Here is a 17,213-nt window from a genome sequence, read left to right as displayed (position 1 = left end):
TATTCTATCGAAAATTAAGTTACGGTTTTATAATAAAATCAGATAATTTAAAATATAATTTTTTAAATTATATTTGGAGTTCATATGAAAATTTTCATTATATTAATATTTATCATCTCAAATATCTTTAGTCTAAATTTAGAAAAGCCCAAAATATATAAAAATCAAGAGATAAATAACTGGCTTATGAGTGAAAAACTAGATGGAATAAGAGCCTATTGGGATGGAAAATCTTTATATACAAAAAATGGTAATAAAATATTTGCACCAACTTCTTTTACCAATAATTTTCCACCCTTTGAACTTGATGGTGAACTTTGGAGCAAAAGAGATGATTTTGAAAATATTCAAAGTATAGTTTTAGATAAAGCAGCAAGTTCAAGATGGAGTGAAATAACATACAATATTTTTGAAGCTCCAAACTCAAAAGGCAACTTTTACATGCGATTAGAAAAAATTAAAGATTGGTTTGATAAAAATCCAAATATAAAAGTGAATATAATCAAACAAATACAATGCAAAAATAAAAAAGAGTTAGATAATTTTTTAGAAAAAATTGTTTTATTAAAAGGTGAAGGAGTAATAATAAAAAATCCAAACCTTGAATATATAAACAAAAGAAGTAAAAATTCTCTAAAAGTAAAAAAGTTTTATGATGAAGAGGGAATTGTTCAAAGAATAAATTATAATAATAAAAAAATGAAAAGTTTAGAAATAAAACTAAATAATGGAATAATTTTTAATCTTGGAAATGGTTTTAGTGATAAACAAAGACTAAATCCACCAAAAGTAGGAGAACAAATTACATTTAAATATTACGATTTAACAAAAAATGGTAAACCAAAATTTGCTTCATTTTTAAGAGTTAGGAAGCAGGAATAATTATATTTTTAACTTCTTTTATTGAGTCACAAACAAAATTTGCTAAGCTACTTGATTCATCAAAGTCATGTCCAGTTTTTACTTGAATACTGCTTTTAATACCAGCATTTTTAGCACATAAGATGTCTGATTTTTTATCTCCAATTAACCAAGAGTTTCCCAAATCAATTTTATGGTTTTTGAGTATATTATCTATCATTCCAGTTTTTGGTTTTCTACAATTGCACTCTTGAGTTGGGGCATGGGGACAAAGTTCTACTTGAGAGATAGTAATACCATTTTTTGCAAACTCCTCTAGCATCCATGAAGTTAAATTATTAAAATCCTCTTGTGTATAATATCCTCTTCCAATACCTGATTGGTTAGTTATAATAAAAAGTTTATAATCATTATCTTGTAGATATTTTAAAGTATCAAAAACACCAGTTATAAACTCAAAATCTTCAACTTTATATAAATAGTTTTTTTCAATATTAATAACTCCATCTCTATCTAAAAAAATTGCTTTTTGCATTATATTCCTATTATAAATCATACTCAGAAGAAGAAATACCAGAAGCTATTATTTTCTCACAAACACTTCCACTATTTTCATCATTTATGATTACACTTAATTTTTTATTCTCTATATTTACAGATACACAAGAGCTATTGTCATCTTTATAAATCGCTGTTGTACCTTCTATATTCCAAGTATTCGGATTCAAAGTTAGAGCCTCTTTAAAATCATCAAGTTTATTATTTACCATATAATATGCTCTAACTGATGAGATTATTGTTGCTATGTCTTTTTGAACAATTGCAGCTTCTGCGTTATCTTTTGTATCTAAAAGTTTTGGCACTGCTACTGTTGAGATTATTCCTATTATAACTATTGCAAAAATCAATTCAAGTAATGAAAAAGCTTTTGTACTTACCATTTTTTACCTTTTTAATAATAAAATAAATTATATCATTAAATTTTTTAATTACTTTTTAATTATTCTTAAATGACAGATATTTAAAAATAGCATCTTTTACTTCTTTAACTTTATCTTCATCACCTTGCAGTCTATCAAAGTATTTTTCTATTGGTTCATCTTTTTCAATCAATGAGATTTTTGAGAAAATTTCTAAAAAGACATAAAAGGGAACATCATCCCCTCTTTTTAAAAAATGAATTGCCCGTTGAAGAGTTACAAAAGGATTTAAGTTTACTCTTGTCAAACCATTCTTTTTTGTAAGTACATAATTTACAAAATCTTCTCTAACATCAGCTTCATTAACTGTTATTTCAAAGTTTTTAGTATTTAAGACACATTTAAAACCTATTTTGGTTGAATGAAAATCGAATATATCTACAATAAATTTTAAATCTTTTTCTAAAAATCTTTCCCTATATACTATTTGAATTAAATCAGTATCATAAAGATAAGTATTTGAGTTGTTTTCATATAAAAAATATTTTCTATCTAAATTAGCACATACTCTTTTTAATTTTTCTTTTGTAAATAAAAATATATCAATATCTCTAAATGTATCAGCCTTTATACATGATCCTGCTAAATAAAACTCAACATATTCATCTTCAAAGGAGTCAATTTTTACATTTTTAAAAAAATTTTTTAATTTATTAGTTACATTTTCTAATCTATAATCAAATTTTATTGCCAATTCATATGGTATAAAATCAAAATCATTAAAAAAATCATATTTCATTTTAACTCCTTTATAACTTATTATATATTATTTAACCACAAAATTTGGATTCAACAAATCTTTTTTGTTGTAAATTAGTGGTTTTTCTAATTCCAAATGATAAGTCATCTTTCCTGCACATCTTACTATTGCATCAGCTGCTGCTGTATCCCATTCCATAGTAGGTGCAACCCTTGGATAACAATCAGCGCTACCATCTGCTACTAAACAAAGTTTTAATGAACTTCCCATAGAAATCAGCTCTTTTTCTTTTGTTGTTTCTATGTTATCAATATATGTTTGTGTTTCTTCTGACATATGTGATTTACTAGCAACAATGATATATTTACTATCATCTCTTTTTATTGGAAGTTTTTGCGTATTTTTAAAAGCACCTACCCCTCTTTTGGCACTATACATTACACCAATTGCAGGAGCATAAACAACTCCTAAAACTGGTTCTTGATTATGTATTAAGGCAATATTTACAGTAAACTCACCATTTTTTTTGACAAACTCTTTTGTTCCATCAATTGGATCAATACACCAATAATACTCCCAATCTTTTCTTATCTCATAATCAGTCTGTTTATTCTCTTCAGACATAATTGAGATATTTGGATATAAATTTATTAAACTATTACAAATAATTTCATTTGATTTTATATCAGCTTGGGTAAGTGGAGAATTATCTTCTTTATACTCTACTTCAAAATCTTTATTATAAATTTCCATTATTACTTCGCTAGCTTTTAGTGCAATATCTTTTATATCATTTAAATTTATTGTTTCTAGCAAGTTTTTTCCTTAAAGAATATTTGGAATATCAATATTTGTCTCTTTTTGATTATCAGCAACTGTTTCAAAAACAACTTCAATAGGTGCTTCACCACTATGTTCTTTATCAACAAATTTAGTTAAGGCTTTGTGGAAATCAAGTCTTACTGTTCCAATTGGTCCATTTCTTTGTTTTCCTATAATTACTTCAGCTTCTTCTACTGGCTTATTTGTAAAGGTTGATTTATAATCTTCCCCTTTATCTTTTGCCTCTTTTTCTTTTCTAGCCTCATCTCTTTCTTTATACACATCATCCCTATAAACAAACATAATAATATCGGCATCTTGCTCAATAGAACCAGATTCCCTTAAGTCACTTAGCATTGGTCTTTTATCAGGTCTATTTTCAAGTCCCCTATTTAGCTGAGATAGTGCAATAATTGGTATTTTCATTTCTCTTGCCAACATTTTAAGACCCCTTGAAATATCAGAAACCTCTTGGTGTCTATCTTTATTTCCAGTCCCTTGCATAAGTTGTAAATAATCGATAATTACTAAAGATATATTATTATCTTTATTTTGAGCTAATTTTCTCACCCTTGCTCGAAGTTGATTAATATTAACACTTCCCCCATCATCAACAAAAAGTCTTTTTTTATTTAAGTCCTCAAATGCGCCACTTAAATTTGACCATTGAGCATCATCTAAATCACCTTTTCTAAGGTTTTGTAAAGGAATTGAAGTCTTAGCCGCTAACATTCTTAGCATAAGTTGTTCTGCTGGCATTTCAAGTGAGAAAAAAATCACCCCTTTATTTGCTTCAACATTTTTTAATGCCATATTTAAAACTAAAGCTGTTTTCCCCATGGCTGGCCTTGCTGCAATAATAATTAAATCCCCATCATTAAAACCAGTTGTTTTTTTATCTAGTTCATAAAAACCTGTTGTTTCACCAATAAGATGTTTTCCACCAAGCTCTTTCATTCTTTTTATATAGGACAAGGTATCATCTGTGATTACATGTATATCTTTAAGTTCTGTTGAGGCTGAATCAGTAGTGATTTTATAAAGTGCATTTTGTACTGTATCTACAGCTTCACTTGCTGCAATATCATCTTCAATGGCAACTTTTTTTATTGTAGTTGCTAGAGTTGCAAGTTCTCTTTTAACACTTGCATCTTTTATCTCTCTTGTATATGCTAAGGTATTTGTGATTGGATTTGCAGAAAGTATCTCTATTAAAATATCATCATCAACATCTTTTGGATTTACTCTTCTTCGAATAAATTCTTCATCTATTGGCATGTCTTCATTATGGAGTTTTTCCATAACTGCAAAGATTTTCTGATGAGCAGGAAGATAGAAGTCTTTTGGTTTTAAAACACCTAAAACATCTTCTATCTCATCGGGATTAAATAAAATCGAACTTAATACCGCTCTTTCTATGTTTAAACTATAAATACTATCCATTATTTCTCCAATTAAAGGATAATATTCTAGCTAAGAATAGATTATTGTTTTGTTAATTTACTCTTTTTGATTTGCCACTTCTTTTTCAACCTCTTCTAAAAATCTCTCAAGAAGTTCTTCTGTTGGAAGTTTAGCTATAGTTTCACCTTTTTTTATAATCAAACCACTACCTTTTCCATAAGCAATTGCAACATCTGCACTTTTTGCTTCACCTAAGGCATTTACCACACAACCCATTACTGAAACATTTAATGGAGTTCTTATATGTTTGGTTCTCGCTTCAACTTCTGCCACTGCACTAACTAAGTCAGCTTCTATTCTTCCACAAGTTGGACAAGAGATTATATTAAGCCCTTCTTTTGTTAGACCCGCATCTTTTAAAATTGCTCGCCCTACTTCTATTTCTTTTTCCAACTCCCCAGTTATAGAAATACGCATAGTATCTCCAATACCATCAAGAAGTAAACTTCCCAATGCAATTGAAGACTTAATTGTTGAATGAAACAATGTTCCAGCTTCTGTAACTCCTAAGTGAAATGGATAATTATTCATAGGTCTTAAGTTTCTATAAGCTTGAACAGTTCTTTGAACATCACTAGCTTTTAGTGATACTTTTATATCTGTAAAGCCCAAGTCTTCTAAGAATTTGATATTATAATCGGCACTTGCAACCATACCTTCAGGTGTTTGTCCATACTTATTTTCAAACTCTTTTTCTAGTGAGCCACAATTAACCCCAATTCTTATTGGTAAGTTTCTATTTTGACAAGCTTTTACAACTTCTTTTACTCTATCTTTACTACCAATATTTCCCGGATTTAATCTTATGCAATCCACAGATTCTGCAGCAATTAGTGCTAATTTATAATTAAAATGAATATCAGCAACCAAAGGCAAAGAGGTTTGCTCTTTGATGCTTTTTAAAGCTAATGCTGCTTCCATATCAGGAACAGCAACTCTTACTATATCTGCACCTGCAAAATGCAATAGTTTTATTTGCTCAATAGTAGCTTGAATATCTGATGTTTTTGTATATGTCATTGATTGTACAGATATTGGAGCATCACCACCAATAGCAACATTACCAACGAATATTTTTTTTGTAGGGTATCTTTTTATCATGTCAGGATTGTAGCAAAAAAAAATAAATTTTCAAATAAATATTTCCATTAATATTTTATATAAGAAAGGATATAATAAATACATGAATAAAAAACCTTTAATTATATACATACTATTATTTATTATAATAATTTTTACTTTTGTTTATATCTCTTTTAATTACCTAAAAAGCCATGAAAAAGAGTTATTAAATAACAAATATACTATTTTGTCAACTCAACTTAATAAAAACATAAATTTTTTAATTGAAGATAAAAAAACAGCTACTTTGTCCCTTGCCATTGCAACCTCAAAATTTGAAAATATAAAAAATTCATTAATAACAAAAGATATAAGTAATTTAGATTTATCTAGTTTTTCTAAAGAACTTGGAGCGAATACAAGTTTTAAAAATATTTGGTTTATGATTATAGACAAAAATGGAAAGAGTCTTTATAGAAGTTGGACTGAACACAAAAATGATACTTTAATATTTAGAAAAGGCATTAAAGATCTACTAAAAAATCCAAAAATTACAACTACAATTAGTGTTGGTCGGTATGATATGACTTTCCATTCAATAATACCAATATATGACCAAAAAGAGTTTCTTGGAATATTTGAAGTTATTACTCACTTCAATTCAATTGCAAAGGATATTAATAAGTCTAATGCAAATAGTCTTATTTTGGCAGATAAAAAGTATTTTAATTCTTTAAAATATCCTTTTACTAATAACTTTATAGATGAATATTACATCTCAAACTTAGATGCAAAAGATTATTTAATAAACTTAATAAAAAAAATAGGAATAGAAAAAGTACTAAAAACTAATAATTATTTGATTATTGATAATAAGTTTATAAGCACTTATAAAATAAAAGATTTTGAAAAAGAAAATATTGGATATATTGTTTTTTCTAAAAACCTTGAAGATATAGATATGTCTGACATAAGTAAATTTAAAACTAATTTTATAACTAATGCTATTTCTCTACTTGTTTTCTTAACTTTTGTTTTAAGTTTGATTTTTTATTATATTTTTTCTCGAAAAGTTATTATAGAAAAGAAAAAAGCACAACAAATTATTGATTCACAGCAAAATATTATTATTTTAACAGATGGAGAAAATTTAAACAATGCAAATAAACAATTTCTAAACTTCTTTAATCAGTACACATCTATTGAAGAATTTAAATTAGAGCATAGATGTATATGTGAAATGTTTATAGACCTTAATGACGAAAATTATGTAGTAGATAAAGACTATAATGGTAAAAATTGGGCACAATTTATTTTAGAAAATCCAAAAAGAAATTTAAAAGCTGCCATGAAAAAAGATGGAGAAATTAAGCACTTTTTATTAAATGTAAGTCTAAATTTGTTTAGTGGAGAAAAAATACCTTATATTGTTGTTACACTAACAGATATTACTTTGGATATAAAACAAAAATCTGAATTAAAAATTTTAAATGATAATTTAGAAATTTTAGTTGAAGAAAAGACAAAAGAGCTAAAAAATCTAAATGAATCACTTGAAGTAAGAATAAAAGATGAGATTTTAAAAAACAAAAAGAAAGATGAAATACTTTTTCAACATAATAAAATGATAGCAATGGGAGAGATGATAAATAACATAGCTCATCAATGGAGACAGCCTCTTAGTGCAATATCCTCTTCTGCTAGTTCAATATTATTAAAAAAAGAGATGAATAGTTTAGATGATGAAAGTTTAGACTTCTTGTGTTCTCATATAGTTGAAAGTTCAAAATTTTTATCAAAAACAATAGAAGACTTTAGAATATTTTACAAAGAAGATGAAAAAGAAGAAGAGTTCTTATTAAAAGACATAATTAATCAAAATATAAAAATAGTTACAAATAAATTAGAAGATGAACATATAGAAGTTGTAAGTAATATTGATGATAAAATAAAAATATTTGCGTCTAAAGAACAATTTCAACAAGCTATTTTAAATATAATAAATAATGCTATTGAAGCTTTAGTTGAAAATAAAAAAGAACAAAGATATATTTTTATTACAACTTTTGAAAACACTTTATCAATAAAAGATAATGCAAATGGCATAAATAAAGATATTATAGAGCATATCTTTGAGCCTTACTTTACAACCAAACACAAAAGTCAAGGAAGAGGTATCGGATTATATATGACAAAAACTATTTTAGAAAAAAATATGCATTTAAAACTAGATATAGAAAATAAAGCTTTTACTTACAAAGAAAAAGAATATTTTGGTGCAAATTTTATTATAGATTTCAACAAATAAACCATTAACTTTTCTTTTAACTATTTTCGATATAATTGCCAAATATTATATAAAAGGAACCAAATGCAAGAGTTTTCTACTTTTGACATGATTATTGTTGGGATTTCAGTAGTATTAGGACTTAAAGGTCTTTTTAAAGGTTTTATAAAAGAAGTTTTCGGACTTGTTGGTATTATTGGAGGTATTTTTATAGCTTCAAGATTATCAGAAACAGTTGGAAACCTTATTAAACCATTAATTGGAATTGATAGTAATGCTACATTATCATTAATCGGATTTGTTGTTACTTTAATTGGATTTTGGATTTTAGTTTATATTGCAGGTTCAATCTTAAGTAAAATGAGTGAAATGAGCGGATTGGGTGCACTAAATAGACTGTTTGGATTTGTTTTTGGTACAGCTAAGATATTTTTAATTATTTCAGTAATTTTTTATGCTTTATATCAAATTCAATCATTTAGAGCTTCATTAGATAAGAAACTTGCTAATTCAATAGTTTTCCCAGTTTTAGTGGAGACAGGTGGATTTATAGTTAAGCTTGATACTTCTAAATTTTTACCAACTAGTGAAGAAGTAACAAAAAAAGAGACAGTAGCTGAAACTACTAAAGAGAATAAAGATGAAACAACTGTTGATGAAATAAAAAAAGATGTAGAATCTGGAACAAATATTGATAAAGAAGAAGTAAAACCTGAAACAACTCCTAAAAAAGAGACTTTAGGTGATAAAATTATTCAATCAACAAGTGATGCAGTGCAAAAAGTAAAAGAGACTGGAACAGAGATAATAAAAGATACTCTTACAAAACCAGCAAATGAAGAGAAATAAAGGAATTATATATTGTTTGAAAATACATACATACAACAAAGAATTGAAAAAGCAAATAACTTAAGAGAACTTGGTGTAAATCCTTATGCTAATGAATCAAAAAGAAATACAACTATTGCAAAATACTTAAATGTAAACAGCGATATTTTTCAAAAAGAAGATAAAAGAGATGAGAAAAGACACTATATAGTAAGTGGTAGAATTAAATTTTTTAGACTTATGGGAAAAGCATCTTTTCTAAAAATAGAAGATGAGAGTGGAATGTTACAACTTTATCTTGCAAGAGATAATTTACCAGAAGGTTTTTACAACGATGTATTTAAAAAGAATATTGAAGTTGGAGATATTATTGAAGTTGGTGGATATCCTTTTGTAACAGGTCAAGGTGAATTATCACTACATGTTGATAGTGTTCAAATACTTACAAAAGCAATTTCTCCACTACCTGAAAAATACCATGGTATTCAAGATAAAGAGTCACGATATAGACAAAGATATTTAGACTTAATTATGAATAGTGAAGTGAGAAAAACTTTTCATATAAGAAGTAAAGTTATTAGCCTTACAAGAAGATTCTTTGAATCAAAAGGTTTTTTAGAAGTTGAAACTCCAATGATGCATCCAATTGCAGGAGGAGCAAATGCTAAACCATTTACTACACATCACAATGCATTAGGTGTTGATAGATTTTTAAGAATTGCACCTGAATTATATTTAAAAAGATTAATCGTAGGTGGATTTGAAGCTGTATTTGAAATAAATAGAAACTTTAGAAATGAAGGAATGGATGCAACACATAATCCAGAATTTACTTCTATTGAGTTTTATTGGGCTTATAAAACATATAAAGACTTAATTGTCCTTACAAAAGAGTATTTTGAGTACTTGTTTGAAAACTTAGATTTACCAACAAACTTACCATATGGTGATTTTGAAATTGATTTTAATAAATTTACTGAGATTCCATTAATTCAATCACTTTATGAAATTGGTGGCGTTCCAGAAGATATCGTTGAAGACAAAGACAAAATTATTGCATTTATGAAAGAAAATAAACTTGAAGTAAATGAAAAGATGAATATTGGACAACTTCAAGGTGAACTTTTTGATGCATATGTTGAAGAGAAATTAATTAACCCAACATTTATAACAGAATATCCAGTTGAGATTTCACCATTAGCAAGAAGAAATGATGAGAAAACTCATTTAACAGATAGATTTGAATTATTTATTGCAGGAAAAGAGATTGCAAATGCCTTTTCAGAGTTAAATGATCCTTTAGACCAACTGGGCCGGTTTGAAGGCCAAATGGCTGCTAAAGATTCAGGTGATGATGAAGCACATGAGATGGATGAAGACTTTGTAAATGCTTTATCTTATGGAATGGCTCCTACAGCTGGGCAAGGTATAGGTATTGATAGACTTGTTATGATGTTAACAAATCAACATAGTATTAGAGATGTATTACTATTTCCAGCAATGAAACCAGTTAAACAAGAAATAGATTTACATTCAGAAGACCAATAATAAAATAATAAATCAGGAGAATTAAAAATGAGTTATATTAGTAATAATAGTTTAGAGCAAGCAGATAAAGAAATTTTTGATATTTTAGAAAATGAGTTAGACAGACAAACTACACACTTAGAGATGATTGCAAGTGAAAACTTTACAAGTCCAGCTGTAATGCAAACTATGGGTTCAATATTTACAAACAAATATGCAGAAGGTTATCCATATAAAAGATATTATGGAGGATGTGAATTTGCTGATAAAGCTGAACAACTAGCAATCGATAGAGCTTGTGAAATTTTTGGTTGTAAATTTGCAAATGTACAACCTCATGCAGGTAGTCAAGCAAATGGTGCAGTTTATGCTGCATTGATAAATGCTGGTGATAAAATTTTAGGTATGGATTTATCTCATGGTGGACATTTAACTCACGGATCTAAACCTTCATTTTCAGGAAAAAATTACCAAGCATTTTATTATGGGGTAGAACTTGATGGTAGAATTGATTATGACAAAGTTATGGAAATAGCAAAAGTCACTATGCCAAAAATTATTGTTTGTGGTGCGAGTGCATACGCAAGAGTGATTGATTTTGCTAAATTTAGAGAAATAGCTGATGCAGTTGGTGCAATTTTATTCGCTGATATTGCTCATATTGCTGGTTTAGTAGCGGCTGGTGAACATCCATCACCATTTCCTCATGCACATGTAGTTACAACTACTACGCACAAAACATTAAGAGGACCAAGAGGTGGACTTATTTTAACAGATGATGAAGAGATTTCTAAAAAAATCAATTCAGCAATATTCCCAGGACTTCAAGGTGGACCTTTAGTTCATGTTATGGCTGCAAAAGCTGTTGCATTTAAAGAAGTACTTGATCCATCATGGAAAGATTATGCAAAACAAGTTAAAGCAAATGCAAAAGTTTTAGCTGAAGTGTTAATGAAAAGAGGATATGATATCGTAAGTGGTGGAACAGACAATCACTTAATCTTAGTATCTTTTTTAAATAAACCTTTTAGTGGTAAAGATGCAGATGCAGCTCTAGGAAATGCAGGGATTACTGTAAATAAAAATACAGTTCCAGGAGAGACTAGAAGTCCTTTTGTTACAAGTGGGGTTAGAATCGGAAGTCCAGCACTTACAAGTAGAGGGATGAAAGAAAAAGAATTTGAAATAATTGCAAATAAAATTTGTGATGTTTTAGATGATATTGAAAATGCAGAATTACAAGCAAAAATAAAAGAAGAATTAGAAGAATTAGCTAAAAATTTCGTTATTTATACTAGTTCTACATATTAATAAATAATAATAAAGGCTTATTATGGAAATAAAAGGCGAAGATTTTATAAAAAATGTTCAAATAAAAAGGGAACAAACAGAATTAGAGGAGAGATTAATGGAACTAGAGTCACAAGCTAAAAACATAAATTCTTCTTCGAAGAACCCATATGAACAAAATAATCCTTATGCAAGTAATGATAATTTTACTTATGAAGAAGAAGTTAATAAAACAGAATCTGAATTAGATGATATTTTATTAGGAGCTAGTAATTCTTCACAAAATAAAGACAATAAGAAAAAATATATTGTCTTAGGACTAGTTTTAGCAGTTTTATTTTTGATAACGATTATAATCTTTCGTCTTTTAGATAACCAAACTAAAGTAGAAGATGATTCATTAACAAAAAAAGAGACAATTGAGCAAGATAAGCCCTTAAATGATAATATTGAACAACAATATCAAAAAATAGTAAATGAAAAACTAAAAAGCATTGAAGATTTAAACAATAAAACTGAAAAACAAAATAAAGATATAACAGAGGCAATGGATCTTAATAATATCCAAAAAGAAGAGAAAAAAGTCTCTTTACCAGAGCCTTCGCAAAAAGATGTTGAAAAAGCAAAAGAGTTAAAAAAAGATATCTTTAATGTAGAATCAAAAATAGCAGAAAAAGAAGTAGAAAAACCAAAACCTGTGGTTAAAAAAGAAGTTGTTAAAAAAGAAGTAGTAAAACCTACTCCTAAACCAGTTGTTAAAACTACAAAGAAAATTTTAACGAATGAACCAAATGGTACTTTTATTCAAGTTGGAGCATTTTCTAAAAATATAGATAAAAAATATATGGATAACTTAAGAAAAAGTAAGTTTAAATATGTTTTTTACAAAGTAAATGTTAAGGGTACAACTTTTACAAAAGTGTTAGTAGGTCCATTTAAATCTAGAAGTGATGCAATTAATAATATGAATAATGTTAAATCAAAACTTAACATTAGTAGCGCTTTTATTTTGAAATTTTAGTAAGGTTCAAATTGCATGCAGATTTTTTCAAAAGAACTATTTTTAGACCAATTTACACCCGTATCAATTTATAAAAAAGTAAAAGACATCTACAAAGATGAAATTACTTTTTTATTTGAAAGTACAATCAACTCAAGTGATGGTAACTACTCTTATATTTTAGTTGGGGCAAGAGAGCGAGTGTGGCATGAAGATACAAAAACATTTTTCAAAAATGAAAAAGCTGAAATAAAAGAAGTAGATTCAAATCCACTTAAATTTTTAAAAGAGTATTACAAAAACTTTGACAAAGAGTTTTATAAACAAAAATCTTTGGAATTAGGAATTGGATTAATTGATGGTTTTATTGGAAATGTAGGTTATGATATTGGAAAAGAGTTTGAACCAGTTTTAAAACCATATATGGATCCATTAATTGATGAATTAAATATTCCTGATTTGGACTTAATACGACCAAAAATAATATTAGGTTTTTCACATAAAACTTCTAAACTTGTAATTGTTACAAGTTGTGAAAAATATAAAGATGATTTAGAAGTTATTGAGAAAAGTCTATTTACTCCTTATGAATTTTTGCCATTAAAAAAAGCAAAACTTTTAGATGAAGGAAAATTTAACTATTCAAAAGAACAATTTTTCGATATGGTATCAAAATCAAAAGAGATGATAAAAAGTGGTGATGTTTTTCAAATACTTATGTCAAATAGATTTACTCAAAAAGCAATCGTAGACCACTTAAGTTTTTATAGGGCACTAAGAAGTAAAAACCCTAGTCCTTATCTTTTTTTACTTGAATTTGAAGACTTCTCAATTGCAGGAAGTTCTCCTGAAGTTATGATTAGACTTGTAGATGGGCATATACTTTTAAGACCAATTGCGGGTACAAGAAAAAGAGGTAAAACCATAGACAAAGATTTGGAAATGGAAAATGAACTTCTTTCAGATACAAAAGAGAGAGCCGAACATATCATGCTGATCGATCTTGGAAGAAATGATGTGGGAAGATGTGCAAAACCTGGAACTGTAAAAGTAACTGATTTAATGAGAGTAGAAAGATACTCACATGTGATGCATATGGTAACTGATGTAGAAGCAGTTATTGATGATAAATATGACATGTTTGACCTTTTTGCAGCAACATTTACAGCAGGAACTATGACAGGAGCTCCAAAGATTAGAGCTATGGAATTAATTGCACAATTTGAAGGAATTAAGCGAAACTTTTATTCAGGAAGTATTGCTTATTTTGGTTTTGATGGAAATATGGATAGTGCAATTACTATTAGAAGTACCATGCTAACAGATGATAAAGTGATATTCCAAGCAGGTGCAGGAGTTGTAGCTGATTCAATTCCTGAACTTGAGTATTTGGAAGTTCAGAATAAACTTGCTGCTAATATTGCAACACTAAAAGACTTATCATAAAATATTAAAAGATTTATCTTAATTAATATTGGATATTATGTTATTTTAAAACTATACCCAATATTAAAAGGATAAATTTTGCTACTTGGCGTAAACATAGATCATATTGCTGTATTAAGAGAAGCCAGAAAAATAAATGACCCAAACCCACTTGATGCCCTTGGAATTTGTAAATTAGCAGGTGCTGAACAAATTACAATTCACTTAAGAGAAGATAGACGACATATCCATGATGATGATGCAAAAAATATTATAAAATTATCAACTCTTCCAGTTAACTTAGAGTGTTCAATCAATGAAAAAATCATAGATATCGCATGTAAACTTAAGCCCTCTCGTGTAACACTAGTTCCAGAAAATAGAGAAGAAGTTACCACAGAAGGTGGTTTGAATTTGAAATCAAACTTTGAGAGAATAAAAAATGCTGTTAATAAACTTCATGAAAATGAGATTGAAGTTTCACTTTTTATTGACCCAACAAAAGATATGATAGAGTTATCGCAACAACTACAAGTTGAGTGGGTAGAACTTCATACTGGAACTTTCGCAAATATATATGCTGTGTTACATGGAAATTTAAATAATACGCATCACAGTATCAAAGAGTTAGAATTGCCAAAAGAAGATTTAAAAAAACTTCTAACAAAGAGTAGAAAAGAGATTAAAAAAGCTTCAATATTTGCCAAAGAATTAAATTTGAAAGTGGCAGCTGGTCATGGTCTTAATTATCAAAATGTTACTATGATATCAAGAATAAAACAAATAAGCGAATTAAATATTGGACAAAGCATAATAGCAAGATCAGTTTTTACTGGATTAAAAGATGCAATTATTGAGATGAAAAATCTTATCAAGGATTAAGAAGTATGACAAAAGTAAGTGACGAAAGAATTAGTAAAAAAAAAGTTGCAATATCAATTGGAGATTTAAATGGTATTGGATTACAAATTGCTTTAGAAGCACATGAAAAAATTAAAAAATATTGTTCTCCTGTTTATTGTATAAATAAAGATTTATTAAAAGATGGTGCAAAACTACTAAATCTAGATATTCCAAAAGACTTCGAAGTTGAAAAAGTAAAAGGCAAATTTGTAATTAGACCAGGAACTGTGGCAAAAGATGCAGGTGCTTATTCTTTTGATTCTTTTACATGTGCAATAAAACTAGCTTCAAAGAAAAAAGTTGATGCAATAGTAACTTTACCAATAAATAAAGAGTCTTGGAATAGAGCAAAAATTCACTACAAAGGTCATACGGAAGTTCTAAGAGATTATTTTGGCAAAGATGCAATTATGATGCTTGGATGTTCTAAATTATTTGTAGCTTTGTATACAGAACACATTGCACTTAGAAAAGTGGCAAAAAAAATAGAAGAAGAAAAAATCACTAAATTTTTATTAGATTTTTATAATAATGTAAAACAAGATAATATTGCCGTACTAGGTCTCAATCCACATGCAAGCGATAATGGGGTTTTAGGTGATGAAGAAGTTGAGATTATAAAAGCTATAAAAAAAGCAAATAAAGAAATAGGAAAAAATATCTTTAAAGGTCCATTAGTACCTGATACTGCATTTTCTCCAATGAACAGAAAATATTACCAATACTATGTTTGTATGTATCATGACCAAGGATTAATTCCTTTAAAATCTTTATACTTTGAACAAAGTATAAATGTAAGTTTAAATATTCCAATTATTAGAACCTCTGTAGATCATGGAACTGCATTTGACATAGCTTATAAGAACTCTAAAGTATCTTTAAAAAGTTATATAAATGCAGTAAAAGAAGCTATTAATTTAAGTAACTAATCACATGAGAATTTTAGATGCTTGTTATGAGTTAGAATTTAATAAAATAAATTTTCAAGAAAGAAAAGAAAAAATAACGCATCCTAAAACTATTGTATGTGGCCCACCAAAAACTGGAAAAAGTTATCTGATTTATGACTATTTGTCAAACTTTAATAGCCAAGAGTATTTATATATAAATCTAAATGATTTTAGAAACCACAAAGATGAAATTGTTCTATTTCTAGATGATTTTATAAAAGAGAAAAAAATCAAAATTTTAGTTTTAGAAAACTTTGATTTTGATTTTGAGCTTCCCGAAGTACAAAGTATTTTAATCACAAGTTCAAATTACAAAGAGATAAAAGGATTCAAAACAATTTTTGTTCATGGTTTAGATTTTGAAGAATATTTATTACATGATAACAAATACCAAAATTCAATTACATCTTTCAATCATTTTTTAAAATATGGCAATTTACCTGAAATGATTGTAATTGATGAAAATAAAAGAGTAAATAGATTACAAGAGATTGTTAAACTATTTTCTAAAGACACTACTGAAATAGAAGTTTTGAAACTACTTTTTTCATCAATTGATGAAAATAAATCAATAAATCAATTATATACAATACTAAAAAAAAGTATCAAAATATCAAAAGACAGATTCTATGAACTTTGTAAATTTTACGAAGCAAATCAATTAATATTTTTTATAAAAAAATACAATCATGAGAAGTCAACAAAAAAAATATATGCTTATAATCATGCTTTTTTAAACTCAATTTCCCATAATAAAAAATTCAAAAATGAATTTACAAATATGGTCTTTTTACAATTACAAAAAGAGCACAAAAACATATACTATTTAGAGAAAATTGATTTTTTTATTGAAGATACAAGAACCTTAGTTTTAGCAATTCCTTTCTTTAATACTTTGTTAAATAATACAATTATAAAAAAAATATATTCAACAATTGATGAATTAAATATTCAACAAGTATACATAATAACAGCAGGTAATAATGATATTTTAAAGTACAAGAAAGTAGAAATAAATATTTTGCCTTTTTATGAATGGGCAGTACAATGATTTATTTAAATGAGTATTTAGTTTTATTTAGATATAATCCAAAAATTATAATAAGGACACCTA

Annotated in this window: 16 protein-coding genes; 10 read left to right on the top strand and 6 right to left on the bottom strand. The window is 27.5% G+C overall.

Annotated features, from left to right (window positions below; all coding sequences use genetic code 11):
- The first annotated feature begins 84 nt into the window (after positions 1-84).
- Positions 85-882, top strand: a complete 798-nt coding sequence (locus LXN10_RS11275; protein WP_375723115.1) for a DNA ligase — start codon at positions 85-87, stop codon at positions 880-882.
- Here the strand turns inward: LXN10_RS11275 and gmhB are convergent.
- The 6 genes from gmhB to ispG are packed head-to-tail and all read right to left on the bottom strand — an operon-like array spanning position 866 to position 5,928.
- Positions 866-1,396 carry a D-glycero-beta-D-manno-heptose 1,7-bisphosphate 7-phosphatase gene (gmhB, locus tag LXN10_RS11270; protein ID WP_375723114.1) on the bottom strand — a complete coding sequence of 177 codons (531 nt, stop codon included), beginning with the start codon at positions 1,394-1,396 and terminating at the stop codon, positions 866-868. The two genes, LXN10_RS11275 and gmhB, sit on opposite strands and share 17 nt — an antisense overlap.
- A gap of 10 nt (positions 1,397-1,406) precedes the next feature.
- Positions 1,407-1,802, bottom strand: a complete 396-nt coding sequence (locus tag LXN10_RS11265; RefSeq protein WP_375723113.1) for a prepilin-type N-terminal cleavage/methylation domain-containing protein — start codon at positions 1,800-1,802, stop codon at positions 1,407-1,409.
- A gap of 55 nt (positions 1,803-1,857) precedes the next feature.
- A complete protein-coding gene (locus LXN10_RS11260) occupies positions 1,858-2,580 on the bottom strand; it encodes a hypothetical protein (protein ID WP_375723112.1) in 723 nt (240 codons plus the stop codon).
- Between the two features lie 27 nt (positions 2,581-2,607).
- Positions 2,608-3,357: a 3'(2'),5'-bisphosphate nucleotidase CysQ gene (gene cysQ / locus LXN10_RS11255; protein WP_375723111.1), complete on the bottom strand. Its 750-nt coding sequence runs from the start codon at positions 3,355-3,357 to the stop codon at positions 2,608-2,610.
- Positions 3,358-3,366: 9 nt separating this feature from the next.
- Positions 3,367-4,806 carry a replicative DNA helicase gene (locus LXN10_RS11250; RefSeq protein ID WP_375723110.1) on the bottom strand — a complete coding sequence of 480 codons (1,440 nt, stop codon included), beginning with the start codon at positions 4,804-4,806 and terminating at the stop codon, positions 3,367-3,369.
- Between the two features lie 57 nt (positions 4,807-4,863).
- On the bottom strand, positions 4,864-5,928 hold the full coding sequence (gene ispG, locus LXN10_RS11245) for a flavodoxin-dependent (E)-4-hydroxy-3-methylbut-2-enyl-diphosphate synthase (RefSeq protein ID WP_375723109.1): 1,065 nt from the start codon (positions 5,926-5,928) through the stop codon (positions 4,864-4,866).
- An 82-nt stretch (positions 5,929-6,010) separates the two neighbouring features.
- Here ispG and LXN10_RS11240 point away from each other — a divergent pair, with 82 nt between their 5' ends.
- The 9 genes from LXN10_RS11240 to LXN10_RS11200 all read left to right on the top strand — a co-directional run bounded on the left by LXN10_RS11240 (position 6,011) and on the right by LXN10_RS11200 (position 17,150).
- On the top strand, positions 6,011-8,197 hold the full coding sequence (locus tag LXN10_RS11240; RefSeq protein WP_375723108.1) for an ATP-binding protein: 2,187 nt from the start codon (positions 6,011-6,013) through the stop codon (positions 8,195-8,197).
- Positions 8,198-8,260: 63 nt separating this feature from the next.
- On the top strand, positions 8,261-9,025 hold the full coding sequence (locus LXN10_RS11235) for a CvpA family protein (RefSeq protein ID WP_375723107.1): 765 nt from the start codon (positions 8,261-8,263) through the stop codon (positions 9,023-9,025).
- A gap of 12 nt (positions 9,026-9,037) precedes the next feature.
- Entirely contained in the window at positions 9,038-10,552 is a 1,515-nt protein-coding gene (gene lysS / locus LXN10_RS11230) for a lysine--tRNA ligase (protein ID WP_375723106.1), read from the top strand.
- A gap of 27 nt (positions 10,553-10,579) precedes the next feature.
- Positions 10,580-11,842: a serine hydroxymethyltransferase gene (locus LXN10_RS11225; protein WP_375723105.1), complete on the top strand. Its 1,263-nt coding sequence runs from the start codon at positions 10,580-10,582 to the stop codon at positions 11,840-11,842.
- Between the two features lie 22 nt (positions 11,843-11,864).
- Positions 11,865-12,842, top strand: a complete 978-nt coding sequence (locus tag LXN10_RS11220; protein ID WP_375723104.1) for an SPOR domain-containing protein — start codon at positions 11,865-11,867, stop codon at positions 12,840-12,842.
- Positions 12,843-12,857: 15 nt separating this feature from the next.
- Positions 12,858-14,267: an anthranilate synthase component I family protein gene (locus tag LXN10_RS11215; protein ID WP_375723103.1), complete on the top strand. Its 1,410-nt coding sequence runs from the start codon at positions 12,858-12,860 to the stop codon at positions 14,265-14,267.
- A 78-nt stretch (positions 14,268-14,345) separates the two neighbouring features.
- Positions 14,346-15,128 carry a pyridoxine 5'-phosphate synthase gene (locus LXN10_RS11210; RefSeq protein WP_375723102.1) on the top strand — a complete coding sequence of 261 codons (783 nt, stop codon included), beginning with the start codon at positions 14,346-14,348 and terminating at the stop codon, positions 15,126-15,128.
- Positions 15,129-15,133: 5 nt separating this feature from the next.
- Positions 15,134-16,078, top strand: a complete 945-nt coding sequence (gene pdxA, locus LXN10_RS11205; RefSeq protein WP_375723101.1) for a 4-hydroxythreonine-4-phosphate dehydrogenase — start codon at positions 15,134-15,136, stop codon at positions 16,076-16,078.
- Between the two features lie 4 nt (positions 16,079-16,082).
- On the top strand, positions 16,083-17,150 hold the full coding sequence (locus LXN10_RS11200) for an ATP-binding protein (protein ID WP_375723100.1): 1,068 nt from the start codon (positions 16,083-16,085) through the stop codon (positions 17,148-17,150).
- Positions 17,151-17,213 lie beyond the last annotated feature (63 nt).

Origin of the sequence: Arcobacter iocasae, from assembly GCF_042214795.1 — a bacterium.
Lineage (GTDB): Bacteria > Campylobacterota > Campylobacteria > Campylobacterales > Arcobacteraceae > Arcobacter > Arcobacter iocasae.
Note: the sequence above shows the minus strand (reverse complement) of the source record. Positions and strands in the feature narration are given on the sequence as shown.